Annotated in this window: 14 protein-coding genes and 2 pseudogenes; 9 read left to right on the forward strand and 7 right to left on the reverse strand. The window is 53.6% G+C overall.

The window, feature by feature from the left end:
• Positions 1 to 124 precede the first annotated feature (124 nt).
• From HBN63_RS20595 to HBN63_RS20605, 3 genes and pseudogenes are all read right to left on the reverse strand, one after another.
• Positions 125 to 1255: pseudogene (locus HBN63_RS20595) on the reverse strand (IS1182-like element ISCfr1 family transposase); the annotation flags it as partial.
• Positions 1256 to 1414: 159 nt separating this feature from the next.
• The gene (locus HBN63_RS20600) at positions 1415 to 2290 is read right to left on the reverse strand and encodes an ImmA/IrrE family metallo-endopeptidase (protein ID WP_170050709.1); all 876 of its coding nucleotides are present in this window, start codon (positions 2288 to 2290) and stop codon (positions 1415 to 1417) included.
• Positions 2291 to 2303: 13 nt separating this feature from the next.
• Positions 2304 to 2786: a helix-turn-helix transcriptional regulator gene (locus tag HBN63_RS20605; RefSeq protein ID WP_345940505.1), complete on the reverse strand. Its 483-nt coding sequence runs from the start codon at positions 2784 to 2786 to the stop codon at positions 2304 to 2306.
• A gap of 100 nt (positions 2787 to 2886) precedes the next feature.
• On the opposite strand from HBN63_RS20605, the gene HBN63_RS20610 reads away from it, so the two are divergent.
• The 4 genes from HBN63_RS20610 (at position 2887) to HBN63_RS20625 (ending at position 5747) form a co-directional block, all read left to right on the forward strand.
• A complete protein-coding gene (locus HBN63_RS20610) occupies positions 2887 to 3636 on the forward strand; it encodes a multiubiquitin domain-containing protein (RefSeq protein WP_170050710.1) in 750 nt (249 codons plus the stop codon).
• The gene (locus HBN63_RS20615; protein WP_170050711.1) at positions 3611 to 4798 is read left to right on the forward strand and encodes a ThiF family adenylyltransferase; all 1188 of its coding nucleotides are present in this window, start codon (positions 3611 to 3613) and stop codon (positions 4796 to 4798) included. Before HBN63_RS20610 ends, HBN63_RS20615 begins: the two co-directional genes overlap by 26 nt.
• A complete protein-coding gene (locus HBN63_RS20620; protein ID WP_170050712.1) occupies positions 4795 to 5241 on the forward strand; it encodes a DUF6527 family protein in 447 nt (148 codons plus the stop codon). The genes HBN63_RS20615 and HBN63_RS20620 overlap by 4 nt, the downstream gene beginning before the upstream one ends.
• A gap of 206 nt (positions 5242 to 5447) precedes the next feature.
• Complete coding sequence (locus tag HBN63_RS20625; protein ID WP_170050713.1) at positions 5448 to 5747, forward strand: hypothetical protein; 300 nt, start codon at positions 5448 to 5450, stop codon at positions 5745 to 5747.
• Here HBN63_RS20625 and HBN63_RS20630 read toward each other — a convergent pair.
• Positions 5713 to 6741 carry an IS30 family transposase gene (locus tag HBN63_RS20630; protein WP_170050714.1) on the reverse strand — a complete coding sequence of 343 codons (1029 nt, stop codon included), beginning with the start codon at positions 6739 to 6741 and terminating at the stop codon, positions 5713 to 5715. The genes HBN63_RS20625 and HBN63_RS20630 overlap by 35 nt on opposite strands.
• A gap of 454 nt (positions 6742 to 7195) precedes the next feature.
• Here HBN63_RS20630 and HBN63_RS20635 point away from each other — a divergent pair, with 454 nt between their 5' ends.
• Complete coding sequence (locus HBN63_RS20635; RefSeq protein WP_170050715.1) at positions 7196 to 8059, forward strand: ImmA/IrrE family metallo-endopeptidase; 864 nt, start codon at positions 7196 to 7198, stop codon at positions 8057 to 8059.
• On the forward strand, positions 8052 to 9134 hold the full coding sequence (locus HBN63_RS20640) for a hypothetical protein (protein ID WP_170050716.1): 1083 nt from the start codon (positions 8052 to 8054) through the stop codon (positions 9132 to 9134). The genes HBN63_RS20635 and HBN63_RS20640 overlap by 8 nt, the downstream gene beginning before the upstream one ends.
• Here HBN63_RS20640 and HBN63_RS20645 read toward each other — a convergent pair.
• Positions 9109 to 9675: a sce7726 family protein gene (locus tag HBN63_RS20645; protein ID WP_170050717.1), complete on the reverse strand. Its 567-nt coding sequence runs from the start codon at positions 9673 to 9675 to the stop codon at positions 9109 to 9111. The genes HBN63_RS20640 and HBN63_RS20645 overlap by 26 nt on opposite strands.
• A 725-nt stretch (positions 9676 to 10400) precedes the next feature.
• Here HBN63_RS20645 and HBN63_RS20650 point away from each other — a divergent pair.
• A pseudogene (locus HBN63_RS20650) lies at positions 10401 to 10728 on the forward strand (LysR substrate-binding domain-containing protein); the annotation flags it as partial.
• 168 nt (positions 10729 to 10896) lie between these two features.
• Here HBN63_RS20650 and HBN63_RS20655 read toward each other — a convergent pair.
• Positions 10897 to 12327 (reverse strand): IS1182 family transposase, encoded by a 1431-nt coding sequence (locus HBN63_RS20655; RefSeq protein WP_170050719.1) that lies wholly within the window; start codon positions 12325 to 12327, stop codon positions 10897 to 10899.
• A 181-nt stretch (positions 12328 to 12508) separates the two neighbouring features.
• Between HBN63_RS20655 and HBN63_RS20660 the strand changes: the two genes are divergently transcribed.
• Both HBN63_RS20660 and HBN63_RS20665 read left to right on the forward strand, forming a co-directional pair.
• Positions 12509 to 12835, forward strand: a complete 327-nt coding sequence (locus tag HBN63_RS20660; RefSeq protein ID WP_345940506.1) for a DEAD/DEAH box helicase family protein — start codon at positions 12509 to 12511, stop codon at positions 12833 to 12835.
• Positions 12836 to 12865: 30 nt separating this feature from the next.
• The gene (locus HBN63_RS20665) at positions 12866 to 13096 is read left to right on the forward strand and encodes a hypothetical protein (RefSeq protein WP_170050720.1); all 231 of its coding nucleotides are present in this window, start codon (positions 12866 to 12868) and stop codon (positions 13094 to 13096) included.
• Positions 13097 to 13230: 134 nt separating this feature from the next.
• On the opposite strand, the gene HBN63_RS20670 is transcribed toward HBN63_RS20665, so the two are convergent.
• Positions 13231 to 13824, reverse strand: a 594-nt coding sequence (locus HBN63_RS20670) for an RES domain-containing protein (protein WP_170050721.1), incomplete at its 5' end; no start/stop codon positions are given.

The raw sequence follows: 13824 nt of genomic DNA on the forward strand, positions 1-13824 counted from the left end.
CCTGAAAAGTGTCCGGATGGCCGTGAAATCGGTGTCCGGATGCTCGTGGAATGAGTGTCCGGATCAGCGTGGAATCACTGTCCGGATGTGCGTGGAATGGGTGTCCGAGTCAGCGTGGAATCCGCATGCTGCGGACAATCTTCCGATTCGGTGTGTTGGGGCAGCATTTCGCTTTCAACGGGCAGGTGGCGCAGTCGGTTTGGCTGGAGCGGTAAATGACGGTGTTGGCCTTAGTTACCCGCGACCTTTGCTGGGTGAAGGCGCGCCATTCACTGCGTAGCGGTTTGCCGGCTGGGCAGCAATATTCATTGGCGTCCTGATTCCAGTGGAAGTCGTTACTGGAGAGGCTGTCGTCCTTGCGCTCGGTCTTGTCCCACACCGGCACATGCGGTTCGATGTCCTTTTCTTCGACCATCCAGGCCAGCATCGGGGCGGTGCCATAAGCGGTATCGCCGATAAGGCGTTCCGGTGTGAGATCGAACTGCGCTTCGACACGCTCGACCATCGTCTTGGTCGAATCGACTTCGGCGGTACGGTGCGCCGGGGTAGCTTCCACGTCCATGATCACACCGTGCTCAGTGTCGATCAGGTAATTCGTGGAGTAGGCAAAAAAGGCCGGGCCACCTGGCGCTGCTGTCCAACGGGACTGAGGATCTGTGAGCGAAATTTTCTTGGGAAGAGCCTCAGCCAGCGCCTCTTCATCAAGGGCTTCGAGGTACTCGCGCACTGCGCGGCTGCTGAGCTTCGGATCGTTCCAATCGACCTCATCTCCCGCCACCCCACGTTGCCGGCTGGCATCCGCCTTAATGATGCTGGCGTCGACGGCGAAACCTTCACCCTTGACTAGGCCGGCTGCCATGCAGCGCCGCAGCACCTCATTGAATAACCAGCGGAATAGATCGCTGTCACGAAAACGCCCATGGCGATTCTTCGAGAAGGTCGAGTGATTGGGGACTTCGTCTTCCAGACCCAACCGGCAGAACCAGCGATAGGCCAGGTTCAGGTGCACCTCTTCGCACAATCGCCGCTCGGAACGAATGCCATAGCAGTAGCCGACGACCAGCATGCGCACCATCAACTCCGGGTCAATCGAGGGACGCCCGATGGGGCTATAGAAATCTGCCAGGTAGGCACGTAGATCACTGAGATCCAAGCACTGGTCGATGCTGCGCAGGAGATGTTGGGCCGGGACGTGATCTTCCAGATTGAACGAGTAGAACAGGCGCTGCTGTCCTCCCGGTAGCTGTCCCATCATGCTGTTCGCCCCCACGCTCGCTGACAAAGCAATTTTGCCAACGGCATGGGGAGACCGCTACTTTTTCAACAGAATCGGCCAAAAGCAGCCGCTGCTTTTAATACTAATGTGAGGCTTGGGGCCTCTAAAGGTACTTGCTTAGGCCTAGCTTAGAAAGGGTTAGTGCCGAGGCTTCGACCATCCAGGGTAGCCGTCGAGTTCTTCTAGCAGGTAATCACGGTCATCCTGGATACAGTGATTGCCACTGTATGCCGGGCGCTGCTCAAGCTCCTCGAAAACGAGGATGGACTGAGTCTGTCTAGTAGGTGCGTGGTAGGTTGCTTGCTCATAGCAGGCAAATCGGCGGGCATCATCACTGTTGCTCCAGTCCAGGCCCTCCGCATCAGTCTCATGAAAGCCACTGGCGCCGGACATGATGGCCTTTGCAGCTGCGGAGTTCTTGGGCAATGGAATGTCCCTAGATATCCAAACCCGAGCTTCTTTGAGTGTCTTCGAGGTGATGGCGTACTTGACGACTCCTTCCTCGGCCACGACAAACGCCAGGTGGGCTCCAGAGGCCTGTGCAAATCTGGAGGCGACACAGGATCGGGACGCCTGAAACCGTTCAGCCAGTTCCGCGAGATACTCAAGTGTGAAGTCTTGCTCTTCAGCAAGAGGCTGAATCACCCCCCAGGGCACCAAGCACTCAGCGGCGAATATGTCGCAAAGCACCTCTTCAGGAGGTCGGCCAGTAAAGTGTTCCAGCTCAGCAGCTGGAACCTTTTCTTCATGGTTGGATTTGAGACCGAGAACGTGGTGGGCGATCTCATGGAGGATCGTGAATCTCTGACGCAGGGGGCTGTCATCCTGATTGACCCAGATGCAGGTTTTTCCACGACGCATAACGGTGCAGCCGGCTTCACCCTCTGCCATTTCCGCTCTAGCAACCCGAATTTCCAGAAAGGAAGCGAGGGCCTCCACATCGACAGGTACCGTTGTAATACCGGCATCTTTCAGGAGCTTTCGAGCTCGAGCGACCGCAATGTTTTCGTCCATGAAAATCCTCGCCCTACATCTGTTGAATGAGCTCGATCCGCTTGAGCCAGGCTTCCTCAGTGTTGGGGCGCTCACCGCGGAAACTCATGGTTGCAACGTCCTCGAAGTCCTCCCAGGGGATGTCCTCGCGCAACATCATCAGGCGGTAGAGCGCGTCGTCGAGGGTTACAGGCTTAGCTAGCAATTTAAACACCTCAGCCTCCCGGATCCCTAACCCTAGAGCCTGGCCCAGCCGCGATACGACATCGTCGGAAGGAGCCTGCTTGTTGCCCTTCTCTAGCCTCCAGATGTATGCGTGATCCAGATCACCAGCACGCTTCTCCAGCTCACGAAAGCTCAGCTCTTGCCGTTCACGCATGGATGCGATGAACCCCGCCAAATCCATTATTTTCTCCAACCGCTTGCATTGCCCGCGAAGGCGGGAGTAGTCTGTTGTCCAGCCAGACAACAGCTGCGTTTCATGTTCAATGATAAGCGGCTTTTTTTTGAAGTCCACTGTTGTCTGTCTGGACAACGACCTGAGGGTCGTTTTTATGGGCGGTGGTGTTGTCCGACTGGACAACACCACCGTCTAACTCATGCAAGAGGGCTTTACCATGACTCAGTTGAACGAGCTTGACGTGGAGGACGTGGCCGCTGCTGTATCGGCTGGCCGCGTAGTTCGCGAGCACGGGCCGTACAAAATCCAGGTGGGTAACGAGAACCTGGACTACCGGCCTTTGGTAATCACTGATCCGGTTCCGACCGGGCAACAGGTACTGGAAGCAGCGGGACTGCGCCCAGTCGACGAGTACCTGCTCTACCAGATGTATGCCAATGGTCATCTCGAATTGCTCAGCCCGAGCGAGACGACCGATTTGCGCCAGGCAGGGATCGAGAAATTCCTGGCATTCAAGAGCGACCGCTCGTTCCGCTTCTTCATCGATGGTCGCTCGCAGGACTGGGGAGGCCAGCGCATTTCAGGCCGCACTCTGAAGCACCTTGCAGGCGTTGACGCTCATAAATATGAGGTCTTCCTTGTGATCCCCGGCGAGGACGATGAGCTGGTTGAAGACAATGAACTGTTCGACCTGGCTCGCCCTGGGGCGGAGCACTTCGCTGCAGTCGAGATCAACATCAAGGTCTTCGTGAACACCCTGCCTACCTTCCTCCACTCCCGCTACCTCAGCTACTGGGAGGTGGTACGCCTCGCCTATCCCGACGCGGTGCCTTCGCCCAATGCTCAGTTCACGGTGACCTACGCCAAGGGCTTTGAAGGCAACTCGCTTACCAACCTGGTTGAAGGCCAGATCGTCCGTATCAAGAAGGGGATGCACTTCAATGTCACACCAACTGATAAGTCGTAGTCCGCAGCTCCTGCGTTTGCGCAACGAAGGGTACAACCTCGAAGTCATGGGTTCTTACCTGCTGGTTCGTGAGGTTCCCTATGTGAGTGCGCAGCGCCAGGTCTGCAAAGGCGTGCTGGTCATGACGCTCAACCTCACTGCTGATGTGGCAGAGAGCCCCAGCGATCACACTGCATATTTCATTGGCCATATCCCCTGTGACTCACAGGGGAGACCACTTGAGCAGATCATCAACAACAGCAACCAGCAGCAGCTGCTGCCCGAGTTGACAGTGAACCACTACTTCTCTGCCAAACCTCGCACTGGAAATTACGCGAGCTACTACGAGAAGGTGTCGCTGTACGTGGCCATGCTGTCTGGCCCAGCCAATGCTCTCGACAAGGATGTCACCGCAAAAACCTTCTCGCCCATCCGGTCGGACGCGGAGGAGTCGGTGTTTGTATATACCGATACAGCCTCTGCGCGAGCAGGTATCGGTATGCCTACCGAGAAGCTCAAACGGCTGAAAATTGCGATTGTGGGATTGGGCGGTACAGGTGCGTACATCGTGGATCAGGTGGCGAAGACTCCTGTGGCTGAGATCCATCTGTTTGACGGCGATGCCCTACAGCAGCACAACGCGTTTCGTTTCCCCGGGGCTGTGCCGTTCGCGGTACTGGAGCGGGGTATTACGAAGGTGGAGTACCTGTATGAGGTCTACAGCGAAATGCACCGCCATATCACTCCTCACGCGTGCATGGTCACTGCGGACAAAGTGGGTGAGCTTCGTGCCTTTGACTATGTGTTCCTTTGCATCGACAACACTGAGGCACGCAAGCTGGTGGTGAAGGAACTCAAGGGGACACAGACCACGCTGATCGATGTAGGCATGGGCGTTCACTTGGTCGGCGAGACGCAGCAGATTTGGGGAACGTGCCGGGTGACCGCGCTTACTCCTGAGCACCATGATCATGCTGATCGGACGATGCCGCTAACCGAAAATGACGGTGAGGATATCTACCGCTCGAACATCCAGATCGCTGATCTGAACGGCCAAAACGGGATGCTAGCCATTGGAGTTTGGAAGCGTCTCTGCGGCTTCTACTCCGATAACAGCCAGGCGAGTCACATCACCTATTCGACCAACCTGAACGAAATGGGTAACAGCGAGGAGAGGCCATGACAATTCGTCGCCTCACCCCGCAGTTTGTAGAGCAATTCCCGGAGAGGCTCGAACCAGGTGAGCTCTACCTGGCAATGGAGTTCGCCACTGCGGTGCATCTGTGTGCCTGTGGATGCGGCAACAAGGTGATCACGCCATTCTCTCCGACCGACTGGCAGATGTCCTTTGATGGCGAGACGGTTTCGTTGAAGCCCTCGATAGGTAATTGGTCGTTCCGCTGCCGATCACACTACTGGGTGCGATCCGGGAGGGTCGTTTGGGCTGGCGACATGTCCCAAGAGGCGATTAATGCAGTTCGCAATCGAGATATTCGAGCGAAGGCACTGCACCAGGCGGCTCGGGCTCAGGGTGAGAACGTAGACCTGCCGGAGTGGAAGGATGCCCAGGTACAGCCTAAGCCTGCGACATGGCTAGAGCGGCTGAAAGGACGGCTCGGGTTGTGACGGGTTGGTGCGTCGCAAGTGTACGTCTGCGAGGAAGGGGACGCGATTCAGCAACTCACTGCGGGGCCGGCGTTATACCTCCGTTCAAGCATTATTGTGCTTTCACACGTCAAATAATGAGTCGCGCACAATGGATGGTGGCATATTGTTCGCTGCTGGCAATTTGCTATATTCATTCAAAGAGCCGTTCAGGGACGTAGGGCCGCATGCAAACATTAAAGTGCCTACACACGGGTAAAGACATCCCGTACACCATCTCCGATGGTATTGACCTTCGCGCCACGATCAGTCTTGACGTGGATTGGGGCGAGGAGAAAGCAAGGCTTTTCGGACAACTGATAGCAGAGAATCCGGGGGCGTTGGATGATCCAGCTAAATGGGATGAGCTGCTGGATGCCTATCAGCTAAATGACCATCACTGGGCATGGGCTAAAAAAGCCTTGGCGGTTGCAGGAGCTGAGTGCAACACGGTTATTGAATTGAAGTGGGCGCATCGTGCCGCATAGCCATGGCCTTGTGCATCACCTCACTCATCATTTCGATCGGACATTTGAAATCGAAGCGTTTACGGGGGCGCATATTCAGTTGCAAGGCAATGGCATCCAACTGTTCTTGGCTGTGTCCCGACAAGTCCGTTCCCTTGGGCAGGTACTGGCGGATCAGACCGTTGATGTTTTCGTTGCTGCCGCGTTGCCAAGGGCTGTGCGGGTCGCAGAAGAAGATCGCCACACCCGTGCTCTGGGTAATCTCGGCATGCCGTGCCATCTCCCGACCCTGGTCGTAGGTCATGCTCTTGCGCATCGCCAGCGGCATTCCATTGAGCGCTGCACTGAAGCCCTCCATCGCCGAGGTCGCCGTCGCGTCATTCATCTTCACCAGCATCAGGTAGCCACTGGTGCGCTCCACCAGCGTGCCTACAGACGAAGCGTTGGCCTTACCCTTGATCAGGTCGCCTTCCCAATGCCCCGGCATCAACCGGTCTTCGATCTCCGGCGGGCGCACATGAATGCTGACCATCTCAGGGATCTGTCCGCGCCGATCCACGCCGCCAGAACGCGGTCTGCGCGTCGTCTTGCTTTGGCGCAGGCAGATGATCAGCTCCTTACGCAGCTCGCCGACCGGCAAGGCATAGATCGCGTTATAGATCGTCTCGCGACAGACGTAGGCATCTCTGAGGCTGGGAATGTTCATGCTGCGCAGCTTGCCGGCAATCTGCTCGGGAGACAAACGCTCACGCAGCATATGGGTCACCAACTCGAAGCGCTCGCTACCCGGCAACAGCTTTCGCATCGGTCGACAAACCTGGCGGCGGGCGTGCATCTGCTGCTGGGCCACGCGGGCCGAGTAGCCACCGCAGGCATCTCGATTGCGGCGCAGCTCCCGGCTGATGGTCGAAGGGGATCGGGTGATCAAGCAGGCAATCCTACGCAGGCTGAAGCCTTGGGCATGACCGATTTGAATGGTGGCGCGCTCTTCAACGCTGAGTTCGGAATAAGACATAGGGGCAGCACCGTACCGGAAAGGTCAGGTGTTGCACTCAGTTTTTGCCGCCGCCCTTGCTATGCAATTCTGCGGAATACTTTTGGTTCTATCTTATGGCGGACGGTAAAGTCCAGGCCGCTTGTATTATCAAGCACCCAAAAATAAGTAAGACAGATGGCTCAGGGATCTTTTACGTCGATTATCTGGCCGCGGCATATTGGAACCGGGGAAGAAACGGCTATGTTCGCCGTTTTTCTGGGGTTGGTACAAAATTATTGGTTCATGCAATAAACTATTCTATCAATGTCCTAGGCTATCGGCCTGGGTTCTCGCTTCATTCTTTGCCATCGTCAGAAGGCTACTACCGAAGCCTTAACATGACTGATTACGGCATCGATGCTGACTACCATGGCCTTCGGTACTTCGAGGCCTCAGAGCCAGTAGCGCAGTCAATAGCGCAAGGAGCTGCGTGATGAGCAAGGATGATTTCTCTCCTTGGGATGACGCTCCCATTGCCCCGCGCTCTGAAGCATCACCTCGACCGCTATTTGAGGCGTTCAAACGGTTTAGCGAAGAGCTTTCAAGTAAAGACATTGAGTCGAGAAAATCGGCGACTATGTCGAAGCAAGAGTATTTGGCAATGCTCGCGTTTCAGTCCGTCGAAGTGGCTGGCGTTTTATATAGGAAGAATCCCCAGGCACATGAGGCAAAAGTCCAGGCTTGGCTTGCGTCTTCTGTCACGCTAGCAAAGCGGCGTTCACTTACGATGGATACGCAGTATAAAGGTATCTCTCAGGATGATATCAGTCGAATCATACGATTAAGCCTGGATCCAGAAAGTATTGTCAGGCTGCCAGATATTCTGGCCGAACAGTACGGTGTGGTACTGATAGTCCAGCCTGGCTATACCTCGATGAAAATGGACGGCTGCGCACTAAAGCTTCCGGGCGCCCGGCCAATGATCGGGATTACGCTTCGATATAATCGTTACGACAATTTTTGGTTCACCCTTGTGCATGAGCTCGCACATCTTTGTCTCCATGATGAGCATCTCGATACTCCAATCGTAGATGATTTAGATGAAGCGGCAGAAGATGACGTGGAGGCAGAGGCGAACGCCTTTGCTAGAGAATGTTTTGTCCCACGCCGTGAATGGCGCGTTCTGTATGAAAACCGTCACAGTGATTCTTTGTTAGAGAAAACATGTGCAGTTCTAGGGGTTCATCCAGATATTGTTGCGGGTCTAGTAAGATTTGCTGCTAACGACTACAAACTCTATCCCGGTCGTCATCGTGCCGTGGACGTTAAAAAACTTTGGGGGTTTGCGGATGTATAATTACGCTCCGTTTCTGAAGTTTAAGCAAAATGAGATTCAAGCGGTATTCTCCATATATCCTGATATTCAAAGGTTTACTTTGCCCCTCTTTGATGTTCCTAAGGAAGAAAGGCAAGACACTGAGCTGGATATATTGAACAGGCTATGTAAGGGCGAGAAGCAGTTAGCTGCGCATTCAGAAAAAATTCCAGATCTGAATTTTTTTATAGATAATTTCGATCTTGACGATAGCGTGCTTTTGAACGGAGTCCAGCAGTACAGGTATGTTCTCGGTGCGCTTGAGGCTTACAATATTATTCCTATTGTTGCTTTTGATCGGGTGCCGGATCACAACGTCGCAGCTATTGAATTTTGCAAGAAAAAGTGCGATAGGTTAGGTATCCGGCTTCAGGCTGAGGACTTTCAAAGTTTTAACTTGCTTAAGTCGAAGCTAGCTAATGTTTTGTCTGAGGCTGTTAAGGTTGGCGTGACGACCACCTATCTCATATTTGATTGTAGAATTATTGAAAGTGCTGGCGATGTTAACGAGCTTAAAGATTCGATTGAGAAATTCCACGCTCAATGTGCTCAGCAGTTTTCGATTAGTCATTACATAGTCGTTGGGTCAGTGATTCCTGCAAATATTACTAAGCTAATGAAGACTAAAACCACGATGATGGTTGAAAGGTTGGAGGATAAGCTTTGGAGAAAATTGGCAGCCATTCCAGCGCTCTCGGCTATTAACTATGGTGACTATGGTGTGGTCAGTCCGGAATTTTCAGAGGCAGACTTGCCTGTCCAGTTAATGCCTAAGTACATGGCTCCTAAGGTTTTCTATACGACGAAAGGTGAATTCTACGCTGAGCGAGGAGGACAATTTCAAGGGCACCCCAAAGGGTACGGTCAATATTTCGATATTGCAGATAATATTGTTAAAAACACATATTTTCGTGGTGCTAAGTTTTCCGATGGCGACAAATATATTCACGCAAGGAGCTATCAGAGTGCACTTCGACCCAAGAAAGGGGGGTCGCCAGGTAGCTGGATTAAGGCAACCCTTACAGCCCACATCACGTTTGTCGTAAGAAAGCGCTAGTACGATTAAGAATGGAGCTTTGGATCTGGGCTAAGGCATCATTCTTGTTAACTGTAGAGCCAAGGGTCTTTGCGAAATCATTGCGATTTCCAGATTTTTTTAAGGCTATTCCCATTTTCTCAGATACATCGAGAAGCTCCTGGCGCCAAAGCATCATAAGTGCCTTGTCGGTGACGAAGTCAGGGTTGTTGGATGCCTTGCGCTCATATCGGAATACAACTCGGTCGCCCTTATCAAGCGCAACCATAATGCCCCAATATTCTGGTAGGTTACGCAGCGCCCAGCGAACATGCTTGGATGTGAGCACTAGCGTGAGCTTGGGGAAGGAATGAGAAAATACTTCCGCTTGCTTAAGAATTCTCTGAATACTGTCCGTCTCGCCTTTAATCTCATAGCAATGCATTTGTTTATAAAATGCTACGACGTCTGCAATGGCATTTCCATTGTGCACATGAAGTTCTTGCATAACACGAGCTGGTCGAGGATACCTAGTGTTTAGATGCTGCACTAGCGCATTTCTAATCTCAGCATCTTTAAGCATGGCAATAACTTTTCCGGTGTAAACGCTGTAAACTTTTAGTCTACACTCGTGAGTTTGATAAATCGACAGCTAGGATATGACGTGCCTCGTGTATCAGTTTTCTCTTTACGGCTGCTATGCCGATTAGCTCGATGGCTTAAGGTGCTCTAGGATTGAGTCCAGCCAGGACGGCTGCCAAAACCATGCGCTACCTTCACATGCTCCTGATCGCCCTCGCTTCAGCTCTCTGCGCGACCTACCTCGCACTCTGGTTTACGAAGCCTAGCCCAATAGAAAACACCACCATCCCCCCCTCTGATCTTCAAGGAGCAGCAGGACGGTGTTGTGATCTGGGGCAGTTGGAAGACCGTTGCGGGCTACCAGGTTCCCGGAACGAACGCAGTTAAAATTCACTGCAGCCGCACCACCAATACATGCCATGAGGCGGTCGCCTCGATCCTGCATCACGCCGAGTGGGAAGACCTGGAGGCGCATGTGTTCAGCTACAAGATCGGCACCTGGGATACGGGCAAACTTGAGGCCGTGGCGGAGCGCGCGATGGCGGAGTGTTTGGAGCGTCGCCTCCTCATCCACCTACCTGACAAGTCCGCTGTTCTGAGTTGGTCTCCACCCTCTGGGTGTGAGGGCGATACAGGCAGGGCGGTGCTAGTCGGTGACCCTCTGTAGGCCACGATGAATAGCCTCCCACTGCAGCTGCGCAGAGCATCTTTCAGCCTGTGCATGGCCATCGCTGCATAGCGCTTCACGGTATGCCGCATTGGCCTTTCCTCCGGGAGGGGGAAACAGTCGGCTTCAAGGGGGAAGGCGTGTTCTCTGCGAATAGCGTTGAAGCAGTGCGTACCGCGAGCAAACAGGGGCTGGGGCTAGCAATGCTCACCTACCGGGATGTTCGTGACGATCTTGAGGAGAACAGCCTGCAACTGGTGGAGCTGGAGGACGCAACTCCCGAGCAACTCTTCATCACGGCTGTGCTCCCAACCCGGCAACAGGTGCCACATCGTGTACGTGATCTTTCTCGATCAGCTAGAAACATCTCTGAGCAGTCCGAAATGACCGCTTCTGGCCCAGAGTGTGTAAAAACACTTTCTTATCGTGCGTGCTTCAGCCCATTGCTCCTGGACGTGGTGATTTCCCGATTATTTACCACGATCAGCGCCGGTAACGCTTCAGAGCGCGTATAAAGCGCTGTGGCGCCTCCTGGAGCAGTAAAAGCTGGGGCTTTTACGCCGTCATCGCCTTCAACAAGCCTTCGGTGCCGATGATTTTCATCACCCGCTTCAAGTTGTAGGCGAGCACATTCAAGCTCATCTCCGCGCTCACCCCGTTCAGTTTTCGAGTCAGGAAGTGCGTTGCCCCCATCCATTGTTTGAGCGTCCCGAAGGGATGCTCAACAGTCCGTTTTCGAACCCGCATCATCTCCGGTGCTTGGTTCAGCCGGCGTTGCATTTCCTCCAGCACCGCTTCATGTTCCCAGCGCCTTACTCGACGATTTGTGCTTGGCGTGCACTGGGTTTTCAGCGTGCAACTCTGGCACTTTGAACTCCAGTAACAGTGCATATTCATGCCTTTCTCAACGCTGGAGAATCGCCAGATCAGCGCCTCTCCCGCCGGGCAGGTGTATTCGTTTTTCGTCGGGTCATACACGAAGGCATCTTTGTTGAATCGGCCATCAGCCTTGGCGCTTGAAGTCATTGGCTTAGGCACGTAGGCCGTGATGTTTGCGTCGTGACAGGCAAGGATTTCTTCACCCTTGAAGTAGCCTCGGTCAGCCACCACGGACAGCGTTTCTGCGCCGATAGCTTCACGAGCCTGCTTCGCCATTGAACTGAGTTGGTCACGGTCGGAACCGTTGTTGGTGACTTCATGAGCGACTATTAAATGGTGCTGCGTATCGACAGCCGTCTGCACGTTGTAGCCGACAATACCGCTGCCGCGCGTCATCATCGAACGGGCATCCGGGTCGGTCAGCGAAACCTGTTTATCAGGGGAATCGTTGAGCTGAGTTTCGATCCCCTGAAGCTCTTTCATCTGCGCTTTGAGCTTGGCAATTTTATCTTCAAGGCTGGCAGTGTCTGGCGCGGAAGCGCTAGGAATCTGTCGATCAGCCGCATCGAGCGCAGCCAAATAACGGCTGATGCTCGCCTCGATTTCTTCCATGCGCCGCTTCAGTTTGGCGCTGGTGAAATTGCGGTCACGGTTGTTCACTGCCTTGAATTTGCTGCCGTCGATGGCAACTAAGTTTTCGCCAAACAACCCCAACTGCTGGCAGAGCAAAACGAACTGGCGGCAGACGCCGCGAATGGCCTTGCTGTTGTCTTTTCGGAAGTTGGCGATGGTCTTGAAATCGGGCATCAAACGCCCGGTTAGCCACATGAGTTCGACGTTGCGCTGGGCTTCTCGCTCAAGACGTCGGCTCGATTGAATGCGGTTTAGGTAACCGTAGATGTAGATTTTCAGCAGGATCGCCGGGTGGTAGGCAGGTCTGCCGGTTTCGGCTGGAATGACGCCATCAAAACCTAGCGTGGCCAAGTCGAGTTCATCGACGAAAACGTCAACCACCCGAACCGGATTGGTATCGCTGACGTAGTCGTCGAGGCTTTCGGGAAGTAAGGTGCTTTGACCTCGGTGTTCACCCTGGATAAACCGTTTCATGGGCGTCCCTTGCGGTGAGATTCTTAGAAATCATAGCAAGGGTCTACCGGGGCGTTTTTACACACTCTGGGCCGTAAGCGCACAACGTAAATAATGCGTACAGTATGAGATTCTATAATCGCTCTATAGTTAACTATAAAAGCCTATAAAGCCCATCCTAGAGCAGCCTGACTGCCTTTCGGTGCTTCATAGCAAGCCGGTAAACTTCTTGCGCTCACCAGCTAGCGTCGGTCGAGAAGAGCGTATCCAGCAGATTCACAGTGACCGAAGCTCTGCGCTTACGAAGCGAGTGCCTGCTGATTTCTTTGACCTGATCATTGTCGATGAGGCGCACCACGCCCCTGCCACCAGTTGGAGGCAAACGCTCGCACATTTCTCCAAGGCGAAGAAAATCTTCGTTACGGGTACCCCTTTCCGCGGTGATAAGCAAATGTGCGGAGAGTCTAATCCACCGCTTCTAGGTTTAACGTGTGTGCCAACAGCCCAAGCCCGCGGAACACCATATTGACCGGGCCGTTTTGCCAGCACAGGAAAGGTAATGAAGCGCGAAAACGTGAAAGTCAGAATTGCCGAAGGCGTGATTTTTGATACCCAGATCATGGCCAATCCGGCGAATACCAGCGAATGGATCGTGATGTTCAAGAAGGATGCCGGCCGCAGTTTCTTTCTGATAGATGATCAGGAAGAGATTGATTCTTTTTCCGACCTTGATAGCTTGGTTGCCGAGCTACGAAAACTCGGTATCCGCCATACGGAGATTCATCTGTAATCCCTCTTGGACCAGCCAGTCACCCCGAGGCTGCGATCTTCTCGCTCGCGACAAGCAGGAAAAGCGTCTGCTGGGAGTCCTCCCGCTCCCGAGAAACCAAATCCCAACCATAGAATGGGCTATCACCACTTCACTCATTCGAAGCCCAGACCCAGGCGTTGACGGTTTAAATCGCTCATGAACAGACCGTAGACATCGTCGTATTCCTTAGCCTTAGTTTCAATTGCGATGATCTTGTGAAATCGAATGGAGCCAGTAACGACGGCCAATTTGGCCGGCGGTCCAGATAGGTTTTCCGGTTTCGCGCCCACCGGAGCAGGTCCGTCCTCTGGGGCGCGATTAGACGGGGGCTTGTCGGCAAGTCGGCTAGCTTCAGGAAACAGAACGACGTTGGTCCCCACTTCGCCGGTTTGTACGGAGGGGAACACCAAGCCATCTACATACTTGCCGAAACGCAGCCGCAAGTATTCGAAGACTACCTGCGTCGACAGATAGCTCAACTCATCATTGCGCGCCTTGGGTCGGAACATTTTCTTGACCAACGAGCCGAGAAACACTTTCCTATGCAGTGACTCACGTAATCCTTCGTCCAGTAGTGTGAGTGTTGGCGCTGATGGAAAATTGACCCACCCTGCCGATTGAAATTTGACCCAGGGCGGATTGCTGATTTTGTTACCAGCAACTGTGGATAAGTCTACCAGCGCAGCTGCTGTTGCCCCCACTCCTTC

The organism is Pseudomonas sp. WS 5011 (genome assembly GCF_012985775.1).
GTDB classification, from domain to species: Bacteria; Pseudomonadota; Gammaproteobacteria; order Pseudomonadales; family Pseudomonadaceae; genus Aquipseudomonas; species Aquipseudomonas peli.

Excerpts from the sequence above, each read along its gene's own strand:
- HBN63_RS20655 (WP_170050719.1), bottom strand. The coding sequence starts at position 12,327 with ATGAAACGGTTTATCCAGGGTGAACACCGAGGTCAAAGCACCTTACTT.
- HBN63_RS20665 (WP_170050720.1), top strand. The coding sequence starts at position 12,866 with ATGAAGCGCGAAAACGTGAAAGTCAGAATTGCCGAAGGCGTGATTTTT.
- HBN63_RS20620 (WP_170050712.1), top strand. The coding sequence starts at position 4,795 with ATGACAATTCGTCGCCTCACCCCGCAGTTTGTAGAGCAATTCCCGGAG.
- HBN63_RS20625 (WP_170050713.1), top strand. The coding sequence starts at position 5,448 with ATGCAAACATTAAAGTGCCTACACACGGGTAAAGACATCCCGTACACC.
- HBN63_RS20615 (WP_170050711.1), top strand. The coding sequence starts at position 3,611 with ATGTCACACCAACTGATAAGTCGTAGTCCGCAGCTCCTGCGTTTGCGC.
- HBN63_RS20630 (WP_170050714.1), bottom strand. The coding sequence starts at position 6,741 with ATGTCTTATTCCGAACTCAGCGTTGAAGAGCGCGCCACCATTCAAATC.
- HBN63_RS20600 (WP_170050709.1), bottom strand. The coding sequence starts at position 2,290 with ATGGACGAAAACATTGCGGTCGCTCGAGCTCGAAAGCTCCTGAAAGAT.
- HBN63_RS20610 (WP_170050710.1), top strand. The coding sequence starts at position 2,887 with ATGACTCAGTTGAACGAGCTTGACGTGGAGGACGTGGCCGCTGCTGTA.
- HBN63_RS20640 (WP_170050716.1), top strand. The coding sequence starts at position 8,052 with ATGTATAATTACGCTCCGTTTCTGAAGTTTAAGCAAAATGAGATTCAA.
- HBN63_RS20645 (WP_170050717.1), bottom strand. The coding sequence starts at position 9,675 with ATGCTTAAAGATGCTGAGATTAGAAATGCGCTAGTGCAGCATCTAAAC.
- HBN63_RS20635 (WP_170050715.1), top strand. The coding sequence starts at position 7,196 with ATGAGCAAGGATGATTTCTCTCCTTGGGATGACGCTCCCATTGCCCCG.